18 protein-coding genes are annotated in these 17,643 nt (G+C 62.2%); 2 read left to right on the top strand and 16 right to left on the bottom strand.

What is annotated here, in order from left to right; all coding sequences use genetic code 11:
* Positions 1-65 precede the first annotated feature (65 nt).
* The 7 genes from AC57B6_RS09610 to AC57B6_RS09580 all read right to left on the bottom strand — a co-directional run bounded on the left by AC57B6_RS09610 (position 66) and on the right by AC57B6_RS09580 (position 6,343).
* Positions 66-1,415, bottom strand: coding sequence for a dihydrolipoyl dehydrogenase family protein (locus AC57B6_RS09610; RefSeq protein ID WP_496421104.1), 1,350 nt, complete (start codon positions 1,413-1,415; stop codon positions 66-68).
* Positions 1,416-1,570: 155 nt separating this feature from the next.
* Positions 1,571-1,768 carry a hypothetical protein gene (locus tag AC57B6_RS09605; RefSeq protein ID WP_496421103.1) on the bottom strand — a complete coding sequence of 66 codons (198 nt, stop codon included), beginning with the start codon at positions 1,766-1,768 and terminating at the stop codon, positions 1,571-1,573.
* 453 nt (positions 1,769-2,221) lie between these two features.
* Positions 2,222-3,106: a patatin-like phospholipase family protein gene (locus AC57B6_RS09600; RefSeq protein WP_496421102.1), complete on the bottom strand. Its 885-nt coding sequence runs from the start codon at positions 3,104-3,106 to the stop codon at positions 2,222-2,224.
* A gap of 4 nt (positions 3,107-3,110) precedes the next feature.
* Entirely contained in the window at positions 3,111-3,773 is a 663-nt protein-coding gene (gene merB / locus AC57B6_RS09595; protein ID WP_496421101.1) for an organomercurial lyase, read from the bottom strand.
* Positions 3,774-3,848: 75 nt separating this feature from the next.
* Positions 3,849-4,043: a DUF3330 domain-containing protein gene (locus AC57B6_RS09590; protein ID WP_496421100.1), complete on the bottom strand. Its 195-nt coding sequence runs from the start codon at positions 4,041-4,043 to the stop codon at positions 3,849-3,851.
* A gap of 44 nt (positions 4,044-4,087) precedes the next feature.
* Positions 4,088-5,728 carry a mercury(II) reductase gene (merA, locus tag AC57B6_RS09585; protein WP_496421099.1) on the bottom strand — a complete coding sequence of 547 codons (1,641 nt, stop codon included), beginning with the start codon at positions 5,726-5,728 and terminating at the stop codon, positions 4,088-4,090.
* A gap of 372 nt (positions 5,729-6,100) precedes the next feature.
* A complete protein-coding gene (locus AC57B6_RS09580) occupies positions 6,101-6,343 on the bottom strand; it encodes a broad-spectrum mercury transporter MerE (RefSeq protein WP_496421098.1) in 243 nt (80 codons plus the stop codon).
* A 132-nt stretch (positions 6,344-6,475) separates the two neighbouring features.
* Here AC57B6_RS09580 and AC57B6_RS09575 point away from each other — a divergent pair, with 132 nt between their 5' ends.
* The gene (locus tag AC57B6_RS09575; protein ID WP_496421097.1) at positions 6,476-6,712 is read left to right on the top strand and encodes a hypothetical protein; all 237 of its coding nucleotides are present in this window, start codon (positions 6,476-6,478) and stop codon (positions 6,710-6,712) included.
* A 229-nt stretch (positions 6,713-6,941) separates the two neighbouring features.
* Here the strand turns inward: AC57B6_RS09575 and AC57B6_RS09570 are convergent, their stop codons facing one another.
* From AC57B6_RS09570 to AC57B6_RS09535, 8 genes are all read right to left on the bottom strand, one after another.
* On the bottom strand, positions 6,942-9,908 hold the full coding sequence (locus tag AC57B6_RS09570) for a Tn3 family transposase (protein ID WP_041015698.1): 2,967 nt from the start codon (positions 9,906-9,908) through the stop codon (positions 6,942-6,944).
* 166 nt (positions 9,909-10,074) lie between these two features.
* The gene (locus AC57B6_RS09565; RefSeq protein ID WP_003799992.1) at positions 10,075-11,361 is read right to left on the bottom strand and encodes an arsenic transporter; all 1,287 of its coding nucleotides are present in this window, start codon (positions 11,359-11,361) and stop codon (positions 10,075-10,077) included.
* The gene (locus AC57B6_RS09560; RefSeq protein ID WP_003799990.1) at positions 11,361-11,846 is read right to left on the bottom strand and encodes a CBS domain-containing protein; all 486 of its coding nucleotides are present in this window, start codon (positions 11,844-11,846) and stop codon (positions 11,361-11,363) included. Before AC57B6_RS09560 ends, AC57B6_RS09565 begins: the two co-directional genes overlap by 1 nt.
* On the bottom strand, positions 11,843-13,255 hold the full coding sequence (locus AC57B6_RS09555) for an FAD-dependent oxidoreductase (RefSeq protein WP_003799988.1): 1,413 nt from the start codon (positions 13,253-13,255) through the stop codon (positions 11,843-11,845). Before AC57B6_RS09555 ends, AC57B6_RS09560 begins: the two co-directional genes overlap by 4 nt.
* A complete protein-coding gene (gene arsA / locus AC57B6_RS09550; RefSeq protein WP_003799986.1) occupies positions 13,252-15,054 on the bottom strand; it encodes an arsenical pump-driving ATPase in 1,803 nt (600 codons plus the stop codon). Before arsA ends, AC57B6_RS09555 begins: the two co-directional genes overlap by 4 nt.
* Positions 15,055-15,094: 40 nt before the next feature.
* Complete coding sequence (gene arsD / locus AC57B6_RS09545) at positions 15,095-15,460, bottom strand: arsenite efflux transporter metallochaperone ArsD (RefSeq protein WP_496418318.1); 366 nt, start codon at positions 15,458-15,460, stop codon at positions 15,095-15,097.
* A 40-nt stretch (positions 15,461-15,500) separates the two neighbouring features.
* Positions 15,501-15,980: an arsenate reductase ArsC gene (locus AC57B6_RS09540; protein WP_012387025.1), complete on the bottom strand. Its 480-nt coding sequence runs from the start codon at positions 15,978-15,980 to the stop codon at positions 15,501-15,503.
* Positions 15,977-16,354, bottom strand: coding sequence for an ArsR/SmtB family transcription factor (locus tag AC57B6_RS09535; protein WP_003799982.1), 378 nt, complete (start codon positions 16,352-16,354; stop codon positions 15,977-15,979). Before AC57B6_RS09535 ends, AC57B6_RS09540 begins: the two co-directional genes overlap by 4 nt.
* Positions 16,355-16,540: 186 nt before the next feature.
* Here AC57B6_RS09535 and AC57B6_RS09530 point away from each other — a divergent pair, with 186 nt between their 5' ends.
* Positions 16,541-17,104 (top strand): recombinase family protein, encoded by a 564-nt coding sequence (locus AC57B6_RS09530; RefSeq protein ID WP_003799980.1) that lies wholly within the window; start codon positions 16,541-16,543, stop codon positions 17,102-17,104.
* 5 nt (positions 17,105-17,109) lie between these two features.
* Here AC57B6_RS09530 and AC57B6_RS09525 read toward each other — a convergent pair whose 3' ends face one another.
* Positions 17,110-17,397 (bottom strand): ArsR/SmtB family transcription factor, encoded by a 288-nt coding sequence (locus AC57B6_RS09525; protein WP_496421096.1) that lies wholly within the window; start codon positions 17,395-17,397, stop codon positions 17,110-17,112.
* Between the last annotated feature and the right edge of the window lie 246 nt (positions 17,398-17,643).

Below are 17,643 nucleotides of genomic sequence, written 5' to 3'. Positions count from 1 at the left end.
GCGCGGCCTGACCGTCCAACGGTTTTGCTCCATCTCGCAGTGCAGCGTTTTCCGATCAGGGTGGGTTACAACATGTAGCCGATATCCGAGGCGCCCGTCGGATAGGCAAAAATCGTCGCTTTCAGATCAGTGGCGGTGATCCCCTGGCGAACCGCTAGTGCAAACACATTGATCACTTCGTCGACACGGGGACCCACCAGATGTGCGCCCAGGATCCTGTCCGTAGCCTCCTCAATCAGGACCTTGAAGCCGTAGACCGTCTCCGCGACGTGTCGGGCGGTATACCAGCTGGCGGCTTCCCGGTGCTGCATGCGAAACTTCAGTCCGCGCGCCCGGGCAGCCGCTTCGGTCAGACCGACTGACGCAAGTGGCGGGATGGTAAAAGCGACGCTGGGTACCCCCTCGTAATTGGGCTTGCGTCGATTGCCGTTCAGGATGTTTTCGGCGACGACCTTTGCATCATGGGCGGCGACCGGCGTGAGCGGCGGCCCTTTGGCGGCAAAATCGCCGGCCGCATAGACCGCAGGATTTGACACGCTTTGCAGATAGTCGTTGAGCCTGATTCGGCCATCCCCGATCTCTATGCCCGCTACATCGAGTTTTAGCCGGCCGAGATCGGGAACGCGTCCCGCGGCCTGAACCACCAGATCGGCCGCCAGGTGTTCGTCCCTGCCGCGTGACGATACCGCGACCGAGAATTCGTCGCCGTTCCGATCGATCCGGGCAACGTTTGCCTCGAGCCGAACGTCGATCCCGAGTTGGTCGAATTTTTTCATCAGCCAGCCGACGACCTCGGCATCGAACCGTGGCAGCAGCCGGTCCCGGCGCTGCAGGAGGGTCACTTTTGCGCCTGCGCGGGCAGCGGTGTGGGCGAACTCAGCCGCGATGTAACCCCCGCCGATCAGGATGATCCGTTCCGGCAACCGGTCAAGTTCGAGAAAGCGGGTACTGTCAATCGCGTGCTGTTCGCCGGGAATGCCCAATGGCCTGGGTACCGCGCCGGCGGCAAGCACAACAAAGCGGGCCTCGAATGTCTCGTTGCCGATCGTGACCGAACGGGGCCCACAGAACTGGGCACTGCCGTGGTAGAAATCGATGCCGTGGTTCGCGAAGCCTTGTTCTTTCATCGCTGGCACAGGATCCGTGAAGGTCCGCTTGAATGCAATGAGCTCCTGCCACGCGATCGACGGTACGCCGCCTTCGACACCTTTACCGCGCATCCGGCCGACGTGATCGTGGGCGTCGGCCGCGCCAACCAGTACCTTCTTGGGATCGCAGCCACGCAATGCGCAAGTGCCGCCAAACGGCAAGTAGTCCATGACCGCAACGCTCCAGCCAGCCGCCCGGCAGCGCAAGGCTGCGACGGAGGCCGCGGTTCCGGTGCCAATGACGATCAGATCGTAATTCCTGGCCATCTTCGCTCCTGTGTGAAATCAGATCGTGTTGCGCGTCTGACATGCGACGCCGCCGTGGCCGAGGGAGATCGTCCGGCGGTGTGCCCGCGACCGGGCGATGAGGTTGGGTAAGGTGCGCTGATCGCACGGGCCCACCGCAGCCCACCCGCAATCCGTTACTGGAGACGCCCGAACGCCTTGAGGACGGAACATCCCTTGATTGTGATGCGCGGCGCCTGGCGCCCGGACGCGAGCTCTTCGAGGCTGACAAGCTGGTGTTCGAGCAGGGAATCAAGGTCGGCGTGATCCAGTTCAATGGGATCGGGGGCGTCCTTGACCAGCATCAGGGTTGCGAATTCGTGAGGGCTCAGCATCTGCGTCTCCTAGCTTGTAGGTGTTACGTTCGCTGGTAACCTGAGTGATAGCCGTTGCGCCGGGTGAGCGTGGTTCGCCCGGCGGACATGATGATGCTGCGTCCGCGGTCCCTGTTGACCGCACGCTTGCGGAACGGCCTGCGGACGGCCATCTCAGGTGGGTAGCCCCGGGTCCGGCAAGACAGGGCTACCCACGAAGTACCGTAGCCCCGGAGCGGGGTACGGACTCAAGAGAAAACCGCACGGTCCCCCGCAAAATACGTTTGTGACGGAATGACTTCTTCGGCGGACGTTCAAGTCTAACTGGCACCGAAAGCTACTGTCCAGCCAGTTGCAAGCCTCTGAGCCCGCATCGCCCGGCCACAACGTCCGTCGCTCCGACTGGGTGACGCGTTCGACGTCTGCGTACCGGTCCGGGCGACGATAGCGCTGCAGGTCAGGCAGGAAGACCCCTCAGCTGGTCCGGGCTGGAGGGGACGCCACGGCCGATCCGCCGACCGCAGCATCGAGTGCGGACTCGCCGGTGTTCGGCTGGTTGAAATAGTCGAGCGTCTGACGGTACGCCGCGTCGATCAATCCGGCGGTATGGCCGAAGTCCAGCAGATCGATCACATGCGCAAAGCGCGGCCGCACCTGATGGATGCGCACCCGTGTGCCACAGCTTTCGAGTTCCACCGCAAATTTGCGATCCAGTGCGATCGAAAAACTGCGTGCAAGGATACGCAGCGCTCCCTGAAATGGTTGCGAGGTCAATTCGCAGCACGCGCACGACACCATCAGGATGGTGCGCGCGCCCAGCTCGATTGCCCGGTCCAGCGGCACATTGTTCGCGATGCCGCCATCGACGAACTGGTGGCCGTCGATTTCTGCCGGCGGGAATAAACCCGGTAGCGTCATGCTGGCGATCACCGGTTCGATAATATCTCCTGTCCCGCTCCAGTAGACGGCGGTGCCGAGTTGAAGATCGGTACCCACGACATGCAACGGGATCCGTAAGTCCTCGAAGCGGGTGGCCGGCAGTACGTGGTGCAGCAGCCGGCGCAGCGGATCGAACGTGAAGCAACCCGGACAGCGCCGGGGTGCCAGGAGCCCCGCCCAGTTAAGCGAGACGCCGTTGCGCAGCCGGAACGCACACCACAGATCGGCGAGCTCCGCGTCAGGCAGCCCGGCGGCAATGCAGGCCCCGTTGAGCGCGCCAATCGAGCTGCCGAGGATGAAATCGACCGTTATCCCCAGTTCCCGGATGGCCCGATAAAAGCCGACCTCCATGGCCCCGCCGCTGCCACCACCGCACAGCACCAGGGCGACGGGAGCCCGCATATCGCTTGCGACCTTCATGTTGCTAACCGGTCTGCGGCCGCGTCTGTCCCAGCAGGCGCCTCTGGAACGAGAAGGTGGCGTTGCCGATCGCCGCGGCTTCCGGCAACGTGAATTGCGCGACGTCCGGCGGGACGGTGCAGTGCCGACAGACGAACACGATGCCCATGCACAGGCTGTCCGCACACGGGCGGGTCCCGGCGTGTGGGCGCCAGATCACGCGGATCCCCTGCGGGTTGCCGCCATCGACGTGTCCGTTGGCTGCGATCTCGCAAGCAAGATGGCAGCGGCATAGCGCGCATCGGGCCGCGATGTACGACGTGCGGTGCGTCAGACGGGGGATCGCGAGCGCCGCAATCGCGCACATCGCATGCACGCTGCCGTCCGCAAACTGCACACGGATGTCTGTTTTGCGGTCGCTAAAGGGGTAACACCCGATGCCATGCGCGTCGATCACGACCGCATCGATGTCAATCAATGCCCGCAGCAGCGTTGGCGCGACATCCAGCATCGCATCGGACGAGCCTTCCTGCACCCAGTGGGCCAGCACACGCCGATACGCGGCCTGGACCGCGGGCTGCGCGCGCTCAATGCGTGCCTGCAGTGGAAACGCGTTCCGCAGTCTTTGTAACGTGTCCAGCACCACGCACCTACGTTCATTTCGATGTTCTCTCAAACCGGAAGCCATGACTCGTCCGTACTGTGCGAAGGGATGACCCGTGCCCGTAATCAGGTTGAGGCCGCGATCAGCCGGCGCGGTCGCTCACGTTTCACGGTTGTCGTCTCCGGGAAAAATGCTTGTGCTGGCGCGTACGCAGAACTTCGCGTAGCACTCCGCTCCGCAGAAATGCAGCACATATTCCGTGCCCTCGGCGCTGAGCGCCGCAGAAACTGGCACTTCGGCGCAGCACTCGGCGCAGCTCAGCAACTCGGCGTCGATCGGTTGCGGTTTGTCCATGATGCCTTCCTCCAGCATTGGGCCCGCCGGTGCAGACTGATCGGTCACCCGGCGCAGCACGACAGCTGCTTTACATCCATCGTGAAGGTCTGGGCGCACAGTTTCAGCCCTTCGACCATCGTCAGGTACGGGAACAACTGATCCGCGAGATCATGTACGCTCATGTGGTTGCGCAGCGCGAGTGCCGCCGACTGAATGATCTCGCCGGCCTCGGCTGCCAGAACATGCACCCCCAGCAACTGCCCGGTATGCCTGGCCGCCACCAGCTTGATGAAGCCGCGCGTATCGAAATTGGCCAGGGCGCGCGGCACATCGGCCATGGCCAGGGTGCGCGTGTCGGGGTCGAGTCCGCGGTCCTTCGCTTGCTGCTCGGTGAGTCCCACCGACGCTACCTGCGGGGACGTGAACACGACCGCGGGCATCGTGGCCAGATCCAGCGCCGCGACGCCCCCCGTCATGTTGACCGCTGCGCGCGTGCCGGCCGCCGCCGCCACGTACACGAACTGCGGCAGGCTGGTGCAGTCGCCCGCGGCGTAGATATGTTCGACCGAGGTGCGCAGGTGATCATCGATCGCGACGGCGCCGGAGCGATCGGTCGCGACGCCGATATCGGCAAGCGCAAGACCGGCGGTGTTGGGCCGACGCCCGGTAGCCACCAGTAACCGGTCACCTGTCACCGTTTGCGCGCCGGCCTCCAGAATGAACTGGCCCTGCTCGAAACGGGCATGCGTGATCTGGGTCTGCGTCAGCACGCGGGCGCCTTCATGTTCGAGGATCTGTCGCAGCCCGGCGCCAATCTCCGGTTCGAATCCGGGCAGCAGCGAGAACAGTTCAATCACGGTGACCCTGGCGCCCAGATGGAGGAATGCCTGGCCGATCTCCAGCCCGACCACGGAGCCGCCCAGCACGATCAGATGCTCGGGCACGGTCTCGGCGACCAGGGCTTCAGTCGAGGTCCAGAACGGCGTCTCCTGCAGGCCGGGAACAGGCGGGATCGCCGGTGCGGCGCCGGTGGCGATCAGCACACGATCCGCCAGCAGACGTGCCTCAGTCCCGTCCGGGCGCGTCACCAGCAGGGTCGAGGCGTCAACAAATCGGGCGCTACCGCGCAGCAGCGTGATGTTCGCGTTGGCATCCACAATGCTTTGGTATTTCGCCTGGCGCAACTCGTGCACGCGCGCCTGCTGCTGGGCGACCAGTGCGGCGCGATCGAGGGCGGGCGTCCGGTGCTCGATCCCATCAAAGGGATGGGCTGATTGCAGATGGGCCACATCCGCGCCCCGAATCATGATCTTCGAGGGCACGCAACCAACATTCACACAGGTTCCGCCGACCTCGGCCCTCTCGATCAACGTCACCTGCGCCCCCTCGTTGGCGGCACGGATTGCGCAGGCAAAGGCGGCGGAGCCGCCCCCGACAATGGCGATATGCAGACCGTGAGCGCCGCGCCGCCTTACTGGCTCTGCGACTGCGCTTTGCTCCTCGAGCAGCGTGGCAACATAGGGCGCGGGAATCGCTGCGATGAGCTTGCTCACCCCCACGTCCGAAGGACTGCTTACCGAAGCCAGGCCCTGCTCGAAAGAAACCCGGGCGGAGACCCCTGACACGGCATTCAGCGCCTGCTCGACGGTGCGCGCGCAGTGGTCGCAGGTCATGCCGGTAAGGCGGAACGTACGTTGGATCATGTCGCTTATCTCCTTTCAGAGCCGCAGTCGTGGCACCAACCTGTAAATCAGGTGCCGGAAGCACAGCCGACGACGCGCGGCCACAGTCGCGGGCACACGGTCCGGGCCGGTGCGCGAGTCAACCGGTCAACGTGACGGTCGAAAGACAACAGACCACGACAAGCACAACGAAAAGCACAATTGCGGCTGGTATCACGAGTTTGCTCATGAACTGTTCCCCTGTGTGATTCCCGCGTAGCGCACGACCGTGATCATGGCGCCATCGGCGGGGAATGGCTTATTGCCAGTTTAGATGCGTACCTTAGTACGGAGTCAAACGGTATATCTGCCAGTGTGGTCCGACGCGGCGTGTGGCAGCATGGCCATCGATGCTTAGCTCTCCGCACGAGCCCTCAGCGCCCGCCAGGCGATAACCAGTAATAACAGGAACAGCAGCGCGAACACTGCGAGCGCGACGCCCATGTGCGCGCCCAGAAAGCCGCCCGCCACCGTGCCGGACAGCAGCACGAGCAGCAGCGGTAGGTGGCATGGACAGGTCAGCACCGCGAGGACTGCCGCCGCATAGCCGCCGATTCGGTGGCGACCAGGCGAACCGGGTTCGATGGACCGTCTCATATATTTCTCCTTCCAGGGCTGCGGGTTGTGCGTGTCGGCCGCACACGCAAAAGGCAAGGTCATCCGGGGCATAACGCAGATCCCGGCTTACGTGGCCCGTTCGAAACAGGGGGGCAACTCCAGTGTGGACGCGTGACCGAGTTCATCAAAGTGTTGGTCAAGCCAATGATCGGCTTGCTCGCGACCAAGGTCTCGAAGATGGTGGAGAAACGCCGGGCGGGTATCGAACCTGGTGTGCCGGCCCAACCCCTGAAACACCTGGTCGGCGGCGATCCGATGGAGATGGACGCACTGGTAGCGCGGATCCTTGACAACGCCGGCTTCGATCAAACCGGTGAGGTTGGGGTCGTCTCAGAAAACGGAAAATAAAGCACGTTAAGCTGGTTGCAGCGGCCGTAGCGACCTGAACTTGCCCGCGCCGATCTTGGCGTTGCTGCGCCAGAGGTAATCGCCAGTCAGGTTGATGTGCTCCCAACCCAGCGGCGACAGATACTGCAATAGAGNTGCAAGAACCGGCGCAGACGGGCGTGCAGGGATTTCCGCCGCAGCAGTTCTCGGTCAGAAAGGGGTCGTCTCAGAAAACGGAAAATAAAGCACGTTAAGCTGGTTGCAGCGGCCGTAGCGACCTGAACTTGCCCGCGCCGATCTTGGCGTTGCTGCGCCAGAGGTAATCGCCAGTCAGGTTGATGTGCTCCCAACCCAGCGGCGACAGATACTGCAATAGAGAATCATCAACGGGCTTGCCGTGGCCACGCAGGGCATTCGCGGCCCGTTCCAGATAAACCGTGTTCCACAGCACGATGGCTGCCGTCACCAGGTTGAGGCCGCTGGCCCGGTAGCGTTGCTGCTCGAAACTGCGGTCGCGGATTTCGCCCAGGCGGTTGAAGAACACGGCACGGGCCAGCGCGTTGCGGGCCTCGCCCTTGTTCAGTCCGGCATGCACACGGCGGCGCAGCTCGACGCTTTGCAACCAGTCTAGGATGAACAGCGTGCGCTCGATGCGGCCCAACTCGCGCAGGGCGACGGCCAGACCATTCTGGCGCGGATAGCTGCCGAGCTTGCGCAGCATCAGCGAGGCCGTCACCGTGCCTTGTTTGATCGACGTGGCCAGCCGCAGGATTTCATCCCAATGGGCGCGGACGTGCTTGATGTTGAGCGTGCCGCCGATCATCGGCTTCAGCGCGTCATAGGCGGTTTCACCCTTGGGAATGTAGAGCTTGGTATCGCCCAGGTCACGGATGCGCGGCGCGAAGCGGAAGCCCAGCAGGTGCATCAGCGCGAAGACGTGATCGGTGAAGCCCGCCGTGTCGGTGTAGTGCTCCTCGATGCGCAGGTCGGATTCGTGGTACAGCAGGCCGTCGAGCACGTAGGTCGAGTCGCGCACGCCGACATTCACCACCTTGGTGTGGAACGGCGCGTACTGGTCGGAGATGTGGGTGTAGAACGTCCGTCCCGGGCTGCTCCCGTATTTCGGGTTGATGTGGCCGGTGCTCTCGGCCTTGCTGCCAGTGCGGAAGTTCTGGCCGTCCGACGATGACGTGGTGCCGTCGCCCCAGTGCTCGGCGAAGGGATGCCGGAACTGTGCGTTGACCAGATCGGCCAGCGCCGCCCCGTAGGTTTCATCGCGGACGTGCCAGGCTTGCAACCAGGCCAGCTTGGCGTAGGTCGTGCCGGGGCAGGACTCCGCCATCTTGGTCAGGCCCAGATTGATCGCGTCGGCGAGGATCGTGGTCATCAGCAGGTTCTTGTCCTTGGCCAAGTCGCCGGATTTCAGGTGCGCGAAGTGCCGGGTGAAACCCGTCCATTCGTCCACCTCCAGCAGTAATTCGGTGATCTTGACGTGCGGCAGGATCATTGCGGTCTGGTCGATCAGGGCCTGTGCGGTGTCGGGCACTGCCGCGTCGAGCGGCGTGATCTTCAGGCCCGACTCCGTGATGATGGCGTCCGGCAGCTCGTTGGCCAGCGCCATTCGGTTGACGGTGGCAAGCTGTGTTTCCAGCAGCGTCAGCCGGTCGTGCAGGTACTGGTCGCAGTCGGTGGCCACGGCCAGCGGCAATTCGCTGGCCTGCTTGAGGCGGGCGAATTTCGCGGGCGGCACCAGGTAGTCCTCGAAGTCCTTGAACTGGCGCGACCCCTGCACCCAGATGTCGCCGGAGCGCAGCGCGTTCTTCATCTCCGATAGCACGCACAGTTCGTAGTAGCGGCGGTCGATGCCCGCGTCGGTCATGACCAGCTTCTGCCAGCGCGGTTTGATGAAGCCGGTCGGCGCATCGGCGGGCACCTTGCGGGCGTTGTCGATGTTCATGTCGCGCAGAACCTCGATGGCATCAAGCACGTCCTTGGCGGCGGGAGCAGCCCGCAGCTTGAGCACGGCAAGGAATTCCGGCGCGTAACGGCGCAAGGTGGCGTAGCTCTCGCCGATGCGATGCAGGAAATCGAAGTCATCGGGCTGCGCGAGCTTCTGCGCCTCGGTGACGCTCTCGGCGAAGGCATCCCAGGACATGACGGCCTCGATGGCGGCGAACGGGTCGCGGCCCGATTGCTTGGCGTCGATTAGCGCCTGACCGATGCGCCCGTACAGGCGCACCTTGGCGTTGATCGCCTTGCCGGATGCCTGGAACTGCTGCTGATGCTTGTTCTTGGCAGCGTTGAACAGCTTGCCCAGAATGCGGTCATGTAGATCGATAATTTCATCGGTAATGGTGGCCATGCCCTCGATGGCCAGCGCCATGAGGGTGGCGTAGCGCCGCTGCGGCTCGAACTTGGACAGATCGGCGGGCGTCATCTGGCCACCCTCACGGGCGATCTTGAGTAGGCGGTTCTGGTGCACCAGCCGCTCGATGCCAGCGGGCAGGTCGAGGGCCTGCCAGGCTTTGAGGCGTTCGATGTGTTCGAGCATGTGGCGGGAGTTCGGTTTGGCGGGCGACTGGCGCAGCCAGGCTAGCCAAGTTGTCTTGCCGTTATCGCGGCGTTTTAGCAGATCGTCGAGACGATGACGGTGCCCGTTCGACAACGGTTCGGCTAGGGCATCGTAGATGCGCCGGTTGGCGCGGGTGATGGCCTCGGCACTGGCGCGCTCGATGGCGTTGAGAGCGGGCAGGATGATCGACTGCCGCCGCAGATGCTCAATCAAGGCGCTGGCCAGCACAATGCCCTTGTCGGTCTGCATGGCCAACTCGGTCAGCAACTGAACAGCCTGCCGGTAGTGGCTCATGGTGAACGGCTGGAAGCCGAACTCCATTTGCAGCTCGACCAGGTGCTCGCGCCGGGTCTGCTCCCGCTGCCCATATTCACCCCAGCTTTCGATGCCAATCTTGAGCTGGTCAGCGACCAGTTTCAGCAAGGGCGGAAACGGCGGTTCATCGGCGCCAAGGATGACGCCGGGAAAGCGCAGATAGCAGAGCTGCACGGCGAAGCCAAGGCGGTTGGCCGGGCCGCGCCTCTGCCGGATGCTGGACAGATCGGTGTCGCTGAACGTGTAGTGACGGATCAGCTCTTCCTTGGCGTCCGGCAATGCAAGCAGGTTGTCACGCTCGGCGGCGGACAGGATCGAACGGCGTGGCATGGATGCTCTTTTTCTTTCTGTGGCCGAGTAAATCCAGTTCCACTAAAAAAAGGCGCGGATATAGAGCGGTATCCCGATGACCGCACTCAAGAGAATAGCCATACGCCAAGCCGCTCACCCTTCTTTACTCCAATACTGCATGTCCGCAAACAGCGCTCCGCTCGCATCAAGTGAGACTCAGGCGAAGAGCTAGCGCAGCTAGTGTCACTGCCAGTACAGGAACAGTTAGTACAACACCCACCTTGAAGTAATAACCCCAAGTGATCGTCATGCCCTTGCGCGCCAGCACATGCAACCAGAGCAGCGTCGCCAGCGATCCGATGGGGGTGATCTTCGGCCCGAGGTCACTGCCGATCACATTGGCGTAGATCATCGCGTCCTTGACCACACCGGTTGCACTCGTGGCATCAATGGAGAGTGCACCCACCAGCACCGTAGGCATGTTGTTCATGACCGACGATAGCAGCGCGGTGAGAATGCCCGTCCCGAAAGCTGCGCCCCATACGCCTCCTTGTGCGAAGTAATCGAGCAGTCCGGCGATATGTTCGGTGAGACCCTCGTTGCGCAGGCCGTAGACCACCAGGTACATGCCAAGTGAAAAAATCACAATCTGCCAAGGCGCTTCTTTGAGCACCTTGCGGGTGGAGATCACATGGCCGCGCGCCGCCACACCCAGTAGAATCAGCGCTCCGGCTGACGCTACAGCGCTGATCGGCACGCCGACATGTTCCAGCCCGAAAAAGCCAACCAGCAGCAGCGCCAATACCCACCAACCGGCCTTGAAGGTGGCGCTGTCAAGAATCGCCTCACGCGGGTTTTTTAGTTGCATAACATCGTAGTCTTTCGGGATGTCGCGGCGAAAGAACCACATCAACATCGCCAGGGTGGCAGCGACGGCGACGATGTTGACCGGCACCATGATGGCGGCATACTCGGTGAAGCCGATCTTGAAGAAATCGGCTGAGACGATGTTGACCAGGTTGGAGACGACCAGTGGCAGGCTGGCGGTATCGGCAATAAAGCCAGCCGCCATCACGAAGGCCAGCGTCGCCGCTGGACTGAACCTGAGCGCCAGCAGCATCGCCATTACGATCGGTGTCAGGATCAGCGCCGCGCCGTCGTTGGCGAACAGTGCCGCCACGGCCGCGCCCAGCAGCACGAAAAAGGCGAACAGCCTGCGTCCGTTACCGTTACCCCAGCGTGCCACATGTAGCGCCGCCCACTCAAAAAAACCGGCTTCATCAAGCAGCAGGCTGATGATGATGACGGCGATGAAGGTGATGGTGGCATTCCAGACGATACCCCAAACCGTTGGAATATCACCCAGATGCACCACGCCGGCTAGCAGTGCCAGTGCGGCGCCCAGCAGGGCACTCCAGCCCACACCCAAACCTTTCGGCTGCCAGATGACCAGTACGATGGTGGCGATAAAAATTAAAAAAGCGGTCAACATTAGCTCAGTCCTTGCTCATGGGGTTGAAGATATCCGCGGTTGCTGGCCAGTCGCTTGATCAAATCGAAGCGCGAGATGATGCCGATCAGCCGCTCGTTTTCGATGACGGGCAGAGACTTGATGTTGTGATCCGCGAGCAGACGCGCGGCCACGGTGACATGGTCTTCGGGCGCCACGGTAAGGACTTCCCGCGTCATGACCTGCGCGGCCGTGCGGCCCTCGGTCTTGTCCGTCTCGGGTGTGCGCCGGCGAAACACAGAGCGGTAGAAGTTCTCCTTCCAGACCGATTCGCGCGGCTCCAACCGCTCGTCGGCGGCGCGATGGACCAAATCACCCTCGGTCACGATGCCGAGCAGACGTCCCTCAGTATCGGTGACCGGAACGCCGTTGATGCGGTGTTCAATCAAGATGCGGGCGATTTCCGCCACAGCCGTCTCGGGCGCGATTTGTATCGGGTTTGGGGTCATCAGGTCGCGAACTTTCATGGTGTGCTCCTTCCTAAAATTTGTGGGTCGATGGGCGGTGAACAACTTGCCACTTCGTTTTTCATCACGCTCGTCCAGGCCTGCGCGCCCATCTGCACCGCGTCCCACGGGCTGCCGAAGGGCGGTGTGTAGCTGAGATCGAGATCGTTCAAGTCTTCGACGCCCATGCCGTGGAACAGTGCCGTTGCGAACACGTCGATGCGTTTCGACACCTCCGAGCGCCAGGGGCCGAGGATCTGCGCGCCCAGGAGCCGGCCAGTCCGGCGATCACCGGTCACCCGGACGCGGAGCTTCTGCGCTCCAGGGTAGTAGGCCTTGTGATCCCAGGTTTCAGTCTCGATGGTGACGGGATCAAAGTCGGCCGTGCGCGCCTCGGCTTCGCGCAAGCCCGTCCGTGCGATTGCCAACTCGAACACTTTCACGGTTTGGGTGCCGACCGAGCCCGCGAACAGACGCTCCCCGCCTACCGCGTTCTCGCCGGCCACACGGCCCTGTTTGTGCGCGGTCGTCCCGAGTGGCAGGTACGCTGGCCGCTGGAGTATCCGATGCCAGGTCTCGGCGCAGTCGCCGGCGGCCCAAATGCCGGGTAGCGTGGTTTCCATGCGCTGCGTGACGCGGATGGCGCCAGAGGGCCCCAGCGCAATCCCCGCAGCGGCGGCTAGGGTGGTGTCGGGTCGCGCGCCGGTGGCGACCAGCACCAGATCGGCAGAGGCGGTAAACCCGCCCGAACCCGATACCGTGAGACCACGCCGGTTATCGGCGGCTTCGATTCGTTCCACGGTGCAACCGACCACGACGCGCACGCCATGCCGTGACAGCTCCTCCCCGATCAGCCTACCGAACGACGGATCGACGCTTGGGAACACGGGATCGGTATGGCTTACGAGTGTGACATCGATCCCTCGATGCCGCAGCGCGTCGGCCATCTCCACGCCGATGTAGCCAGCGCCAATAATGATGGCCGAGCGTGTCTCGCCGCCCATGAGACGGCTATGGACAGCGAAGCCATCTCCCATGGTGTGCAGGAGATAAACGCCGGGGAGATCGAGGCCGGGCAACCCTTGGGGACGGACTGGGACGGCACCGGTCGCGATGACCAGGTGGTCATAGCGCAACGTCTTCACACTGCCGTTCGCCCCGCGCACGACATCGACCGTCTTGGCCGCTGGATGAACCGATACGGCCCGATGGTTCGTCAGGATTTCGATTCCGTCGAACGCGGTGCGATGGGCAAGCTGCCGGTGATCCGGCGTCTCGCCGCTGAGGTAAAAGGGCAGGCCGCAGATGCTGTAATTCGGGTACTCGTCGGCCAGTAGAACCGATACCTCGGTTTGGGGATCGAGCTCGTGAGCCCGCAGCGCCGCGCTGATGCCCGCATCGCTGCCGCCGATGATGAGCAGACGCGTCATAGCGCCACCTTTTGATGTTTCGCGCCGCCAAGGCCGAACCCGTTCCGCGGCTCGACCAAGGCTAGCAAGGGTTCGATGCCAATCGGTTCTTCCGCCTGCATCGGCACCAGGGCGACGCGTTTGGTGTAGCGGGTGCGAACCGCCTCGATCTGGGTCAGCTCAAACGCGGCCCGCCGCTTCAGCAAGGGTGACGCGGTTGGTGCGGCGGACAGGCTGTTGTTGATCAGCCAGGCCCACGGCTCAATGCCAGCGCGGCGCAGGTCTTCCTGTAAATTGGCTGCTTCCAGCACCGGCGTGGTTTCCGCCAAGGTCACAATCATCACCTTGGTGCGCGCCGGGTCCTGCAACTGCATCATCGGCGTGGTGTAGCGCACGTTCGACTCGGCGTGACGGGCCACTTCGCGGTGATAAGCCCCGGTGGCGTCGAGCAGTAGCAGGGTGTGGCCGGTTGGTGCGGTGTCCATCACCACGAACTTTTTACCGGCCTCGCGGATGACGCGCGAGAACGCCTGGAACACCGCGATTTCTTCGGTGCAGGGCGAGCGCAAGTCTTCTTCCAGCATGGCACGGCCTTCGGCATCGAGATCCTTGCCTTTGGTGACCAGCACATGCTGGCGATAACGTTCGGTCTCCGCCTGGGGGTCGATGCGGCTGACTTCCAGGTTGTCCAGCGAACCGGCCAGCGTGTCGGTCAGGTGTGCGGCGGGGTCAGAGGTTGTCAGATGCACGGGCAGGCCGCGTTCGGCCAGCGCCACCGCCACCGCAGCCGCCAGGGTGGTTTTGCCGACGCCGCCCTTGCCCATCATCATGATCAGGCCATGGCCCGTTTCAGCGATCTCATCAACCAGCGTCGACAACGGCGGAAGGTCAACGGGTTTGGCAGGCGCACCGGCGACGACGGGCGCAGCCTCGTCTCGATCGGAGAAGAGGCTGCTCAGCGCCTCGACACCGACCAGGTTGAATGCCTTGAGCGGCAGTTGATCGAGGGGCAGGTCGCGCAGCACGGCGGGCATGTTGGCGATGGCCTCCTGTTCACGGCGATGGATGGCAGCGGCCAGCGCGTCGTGAACGGCTTCGCTTTCCGGCAGCACACCGTTGATGACCAGGTTCTGCCTGGACAGGCCGATGGCGGCCAGTTCCTCGTGCGTGCGTGCGACCTCGTCCAGCGTGGTTTTCTGCGCGCGGGCGACCAATATCAGGCGCGTGCGCTCAGGGTCGGACAGCGCCTTGACCGCTTCAGCGTAACGCTGGCGTTGCTTTTCAAGACCTGCCAGCGGTCCCAGGCAGGACGCTCCTTCCGGATTCTTCTCGATGAAGCCGCTCCACGCGCCCGGAAGTTGCAGCAGACGGATGGTATGACCGGTCGGCGCCGTGTCGAAGATGATGTGATCGTAGTCGGCAATCAGTGTCGCATCGGTCAGCAACGCGGTGAACTCGTCGAAGGCCGCGATTTCGGTGGTGCAGGCTCCGGAGAGCTGTTCTTCGATACCTTTGACCACGTCGTCTGGCAGAGCGCCGCGCACCGGGCCAACGATGCGTTCGCGGTATTGCTGCGCTGCCTGCTGTGGGTCGATTTCCAGGGCTGATAGCCCCGCTACGGTGGAAATGGTGGTGATTTTGTTGCCGATTTCCTGGCTGAATACCTGACCGACGTTGGACGCCGGATCAGTGCTGACCAGCAGTATTTTCTTGCCCTGCCCGGCCAGATGAATGGCGGTGGCGCAGGACAGCGAGGTCTTGCCGACGCCGCCTTTGCCAGTAAAAAACAGGAAAGCGGGTGGGTTTTGTAGAAAAAGCATGATGAAGTCCTTTTAAATAATGAACCAATGATGAACGGGGTCAGCAGGTGCGGCTGCCGCCACCGCAGCAGCCGCCAGACGGGGTTTTCATGGACGGCGCAGCCGCCAACCCAGCCCAGCGGACCAGCTCATCGCGGGTGGGGTAACGCCCTGCGAGGGCCACTTCACCATCGACCAGGATCAGTGGCAGCGCATCCTGACCGGAGCGCTGCAAAAAACCTTTTACGGTCGCATTTTCGGCAAACATCTGTGGCTGCTGCGCCAGGTTGTAGCGTTCGATGTGCGCGCCGTTCTGCTTCGCCCAATCAACATCAGCAGCAAAAGTCACCGAGGCTTGGTCAACCTCCACGCCGCAGACGCCGGTGCTGCAACACAGCGATGGGTCAAACACTTCGATCTTCTTCATTTAAACTCTCCATCAAGTATTCAAATATAAGTCAAAAAAACTACGCCGAAAGCACCCCAATCCGATCCAGTTCCGCCTTCAAGCGTGTCCGGTCGTGCGCAAGTTGCGCCAACGGCAGCGCGTGGAAGGCTTCGATGCGACGCCGCAAGATACGGTAGGCCGTCGTGAACGCGGCTTCGATTTCCGCTTCGGTCCCTGTGGCATGAGCGGGATCGTCAACACCCCAATGCGCACGCAGTACCGAGCCAAGATACGCCGGACAGGTTTCCCCAGCAGCATTCGAGCACACGGTGATGACCACATCCGGAGCCAGCGGCAGGTTGTCCCACGATTTACTGTGCAGTCCGTTCGTGTCGATACCTTCACGCGCCAAGAGCGCCAGGGAACGCGGATGGACGGTCCCGGTCGGCTGACTTCCCGCACTCATCGCTTTCCATCCTGTCGGAGCCAAGTGGTTAAAGGTCGCTTCCGCCAATATAGAACGGCAGGAGTTACCGGTACAAAGAAACAGGATATTCATGTTATCGCTTTCGTTGGAGTGGGTGACAGGGCGGGCAACAGTTCCTTGGCGCAGTTCGAGGCAGCAACCATTTCTACGCATTTAGCGGGACTGCCAGTGCAACACTCATCCGTGAGGTACGCGATCAGATCCAACATCAACGGGATGTCCGCTCGGTAACGCTGGAAACGGCCCTCTTGCTCAACCGTCACCAGGCGAGCTTGTGACAACGCCTTCAGGTGAAAGGAGAGGTTGGCCGGCGGTATATCCAGCGCGTTAGCAATCGCGCCTGCCACCATGCCGTCCGGCCCCTTCTTGACCAACAGCCTGAACACGTCCAAGCGCAGGCCCGATGAGAGGGATTCGAAAATTGATGTTGCGGCTTGCTTTTCCATATTTAAATAATACTACAACCATCAAAATGATGCAAGTGCGTTGACCTGTCTGCTTAGACTATGCCCTAACCGGACGTCAGGACAGCCTACCCAGAAACGTCCGGATAGACTCCATCGCTTAATTTATTGACACAAGCTGCGCAAGGTCATAGATTTATTCCTGACACTTTTCTGTTTGGGGGCATCTTGCAAGGTCAACGTATCGGCTACGTCCGGGTCAGCAGCTTCGACCAAAACCCGGAGCGGCAACTGGAACAGGTCGAAGTCGGAAAGGTATTCACCGACAAGGCATCGGGCAAGGACACCCAGCGCCCGGAACTTGACTCGCTGCTGGCCTTCGTGCGCGAAGGAGATACGGTGGTGGTGCACAGCATGGATCGCTTGGCCCGCAACCTCGATGACCTGCGCCGCCTTGTGCAAAAGCTGACCAGGCGCGGTGTGCGCATCGAGTTCGTCAAAGAATGCCTGACCTTCACCGGTGAGGATTCGCCGATGGCGAACTTGATGTTGTCGGTCATGGGCGCGTTCGCCGAGTTCGAGCGAGCATTGATCCGCGAACGGCAGAGGGAAGGCATCGCGCTCGCCAAACAGCGCGGAGCTTACAGGGGCCGCAAGAAAGCGCTTTCGCCCGAACGCGCCGCTGAACTTCTGCAACGCGTCAAGGCCGGCGAACAAAAGGCAAAGCTGGCCCGTGAATTTGGCATCAGCCGCGAAACGTTGTACCAGTACCTGCGCGAAATTGGAGCTTAACGTGCTTAATTTTCCGTTTTCTGAGACGACCCCAGAAAGGCCAGCAGGTCGTTCATGGCCGCGTAGTTGGCCGAATAGATCATGAAGCGGCCACGCTGCTCGACCGTGACGAGATTCGCGTAGGCGAGCTCTTTCATGTGAAAGGACAGTGATGACGGTGCGATACCTAGGCGCTCGGCAATCTGGCCTGCAGGCAGGCCACCGGGGCCGGTTTCCACCAGAAGCCGAAAGACGGCCAACCGGGATTCCTGAGCCAGGGCGCCAAGAGCGCGGACGATAGAATTAGTTTTCATGTTTCAATGATAGTAGAAACATGGAAGATTGTATAGACTCACATGCAAGTTCGATCGAGCACCGTGCGACGGTCGCGGCGTCGACCTCAAGGAAGAACGGGTGACGTTCGCACTGCTTGCACGGGATCGTGACGATGTGCGGCCTGACACGGCGAGCGGAAGGATGCGCAACCTGATCCGGCAGTCACGCTCGTGCGTGCTGCGATGGACCTGAGATGCAGGAGGCCGAATCTGGAAGGCCTCGGC

It is taken from the genome of Paraburkholderia sp. BGA-UO-ETr-F12, from assembly GCF_059567945.1.
The sequence above is the reverse complement of the archived record's forward strand: the minus strand, read 5'-3'. Positions and strand labels throughout refer to the sequence as shown.

What these genes read in the sequence shown, in the direction of transcription:
- AC57B6_RS09610 (WP_496421104.1), bottom strand. Translation starts at nt 1,415, where the DNA reads ATGGCCAGGAATTACGATCTGATCGTCATTGGCACCGGAACCGCGGCC.
- AC57B6_RS09605 (WP_496421103.1), bottom strand. Translation starts at nt 1,768, where the DNA reads ATGCTGAGCCCTCACGAATTCGCAACCCTGATGCTGGTCAAGGACGCC.
- AC57B6_RS09600 (WP_496421102.1), bottom strand. Translation starts at nt 3,106, where the DNA reads ATGAAGGTCGCAAGCGATATGCGGGCTCCCGTCGCCCTGGTGCTGTGC.
- merB (WP_496421101.1), bottom strand. Translation starts at nt 3,773, where the DNA reads ATGGCTTCCGGTTTGAGAGAACATCGAAATGAACGTAGGTGCGTGGTG.
- AC57B6_RS09590 (WP_496421100.1), bottom strand. Translation starts at nt 4,043, where the DNA reads ATGGACAAACCGCAACCGATCGACGCCGAGTTGCTGAGCTGCGCCGAG.
- merA (WP_496421099.1), bottom strand. Translation starts at nt 5,728, where the DNA reads ATGATCCAACGTACGTTCCGCCTTACCGGCATGACCTGCGACCACTGC.
- AC57B6_RS09580 (WP_496421098.1), bottom strand. Translation starts at nt 6,343, where the DNA reads ATGAGACGGTCCATCGAACCCGGTTCGCCTGGTCGCCACCGAATCGGC.
- AC57B6_RS09570 (WP_041015698.1), bottom strand. Translation starts at nt 9,908, where the DNA reads ATGCCACGCCGTTCGATCCTGTCCGCCGCCGAGCGTGACAACCTGCTT.
- AC57B6_RS09565 (WP_003799992.1), bottom strand. Translation starts at nt 11,361, where the DNA reads ATGTTGACCGCTTTTTTAATTTTTATCGCCACCATCGTACTGGTCATC.
- AC57B6_RS09560 (WP_003799990.1), bottom strand. Translation starts at nt 11,846, where the DNA reads ATGAAAGTTCGCGACCTGATGACCCCAAACCCGATACAAATCGCGCCC.
- AC57B6_RS09555 (WP_003799988.1), bottom strand. Translation starts at nt 13,255, where the DNA reads ATGACGCGTCTGCTCATCATCGGCGGCAGCGATGCGGGCATCAGCGCG.
- arsA (WP_003799986.1), bottom strand. Translation starts at nt 15,054, where the DNA reads ATGCTTTTTCTACAAAACCCACCCGCTTTCCTGTTTTTTACTGGCAAA.
- arsD (WP_496418318.1), bottom strand. Translation starts at nt 15,460, where the DNA reads ATGAAGAAGATCGAAGTGTTTGACCCATCGCTGTGTTGCAGCACCGGC.
- AC57B6_RS09540 (WP_012387025.1), bottom strand. Translation starts at nt 15,980, where the DNA reads ATGAATATCCTGTTTCTTTGTACCGGTAACTCCTGCCGTTCTATATTG.
- AC57B6_RS09535 (WP_003799982.1), bottom strand. Translation starts at nt 16,354, where the DNA reads ATGGAAAAGCAAGCCGCAACATCAATTTTCGAATCCCTCTCATCGGGC.
- AC57B6_RS09525 (WP_496421096.1), bottom strand. Translation starts at nt 17,397, where the DNA reads ATGAAAACTAATTCTATCGTCCGCGCTCTTGGCGCCCTGGCTCAGGAA.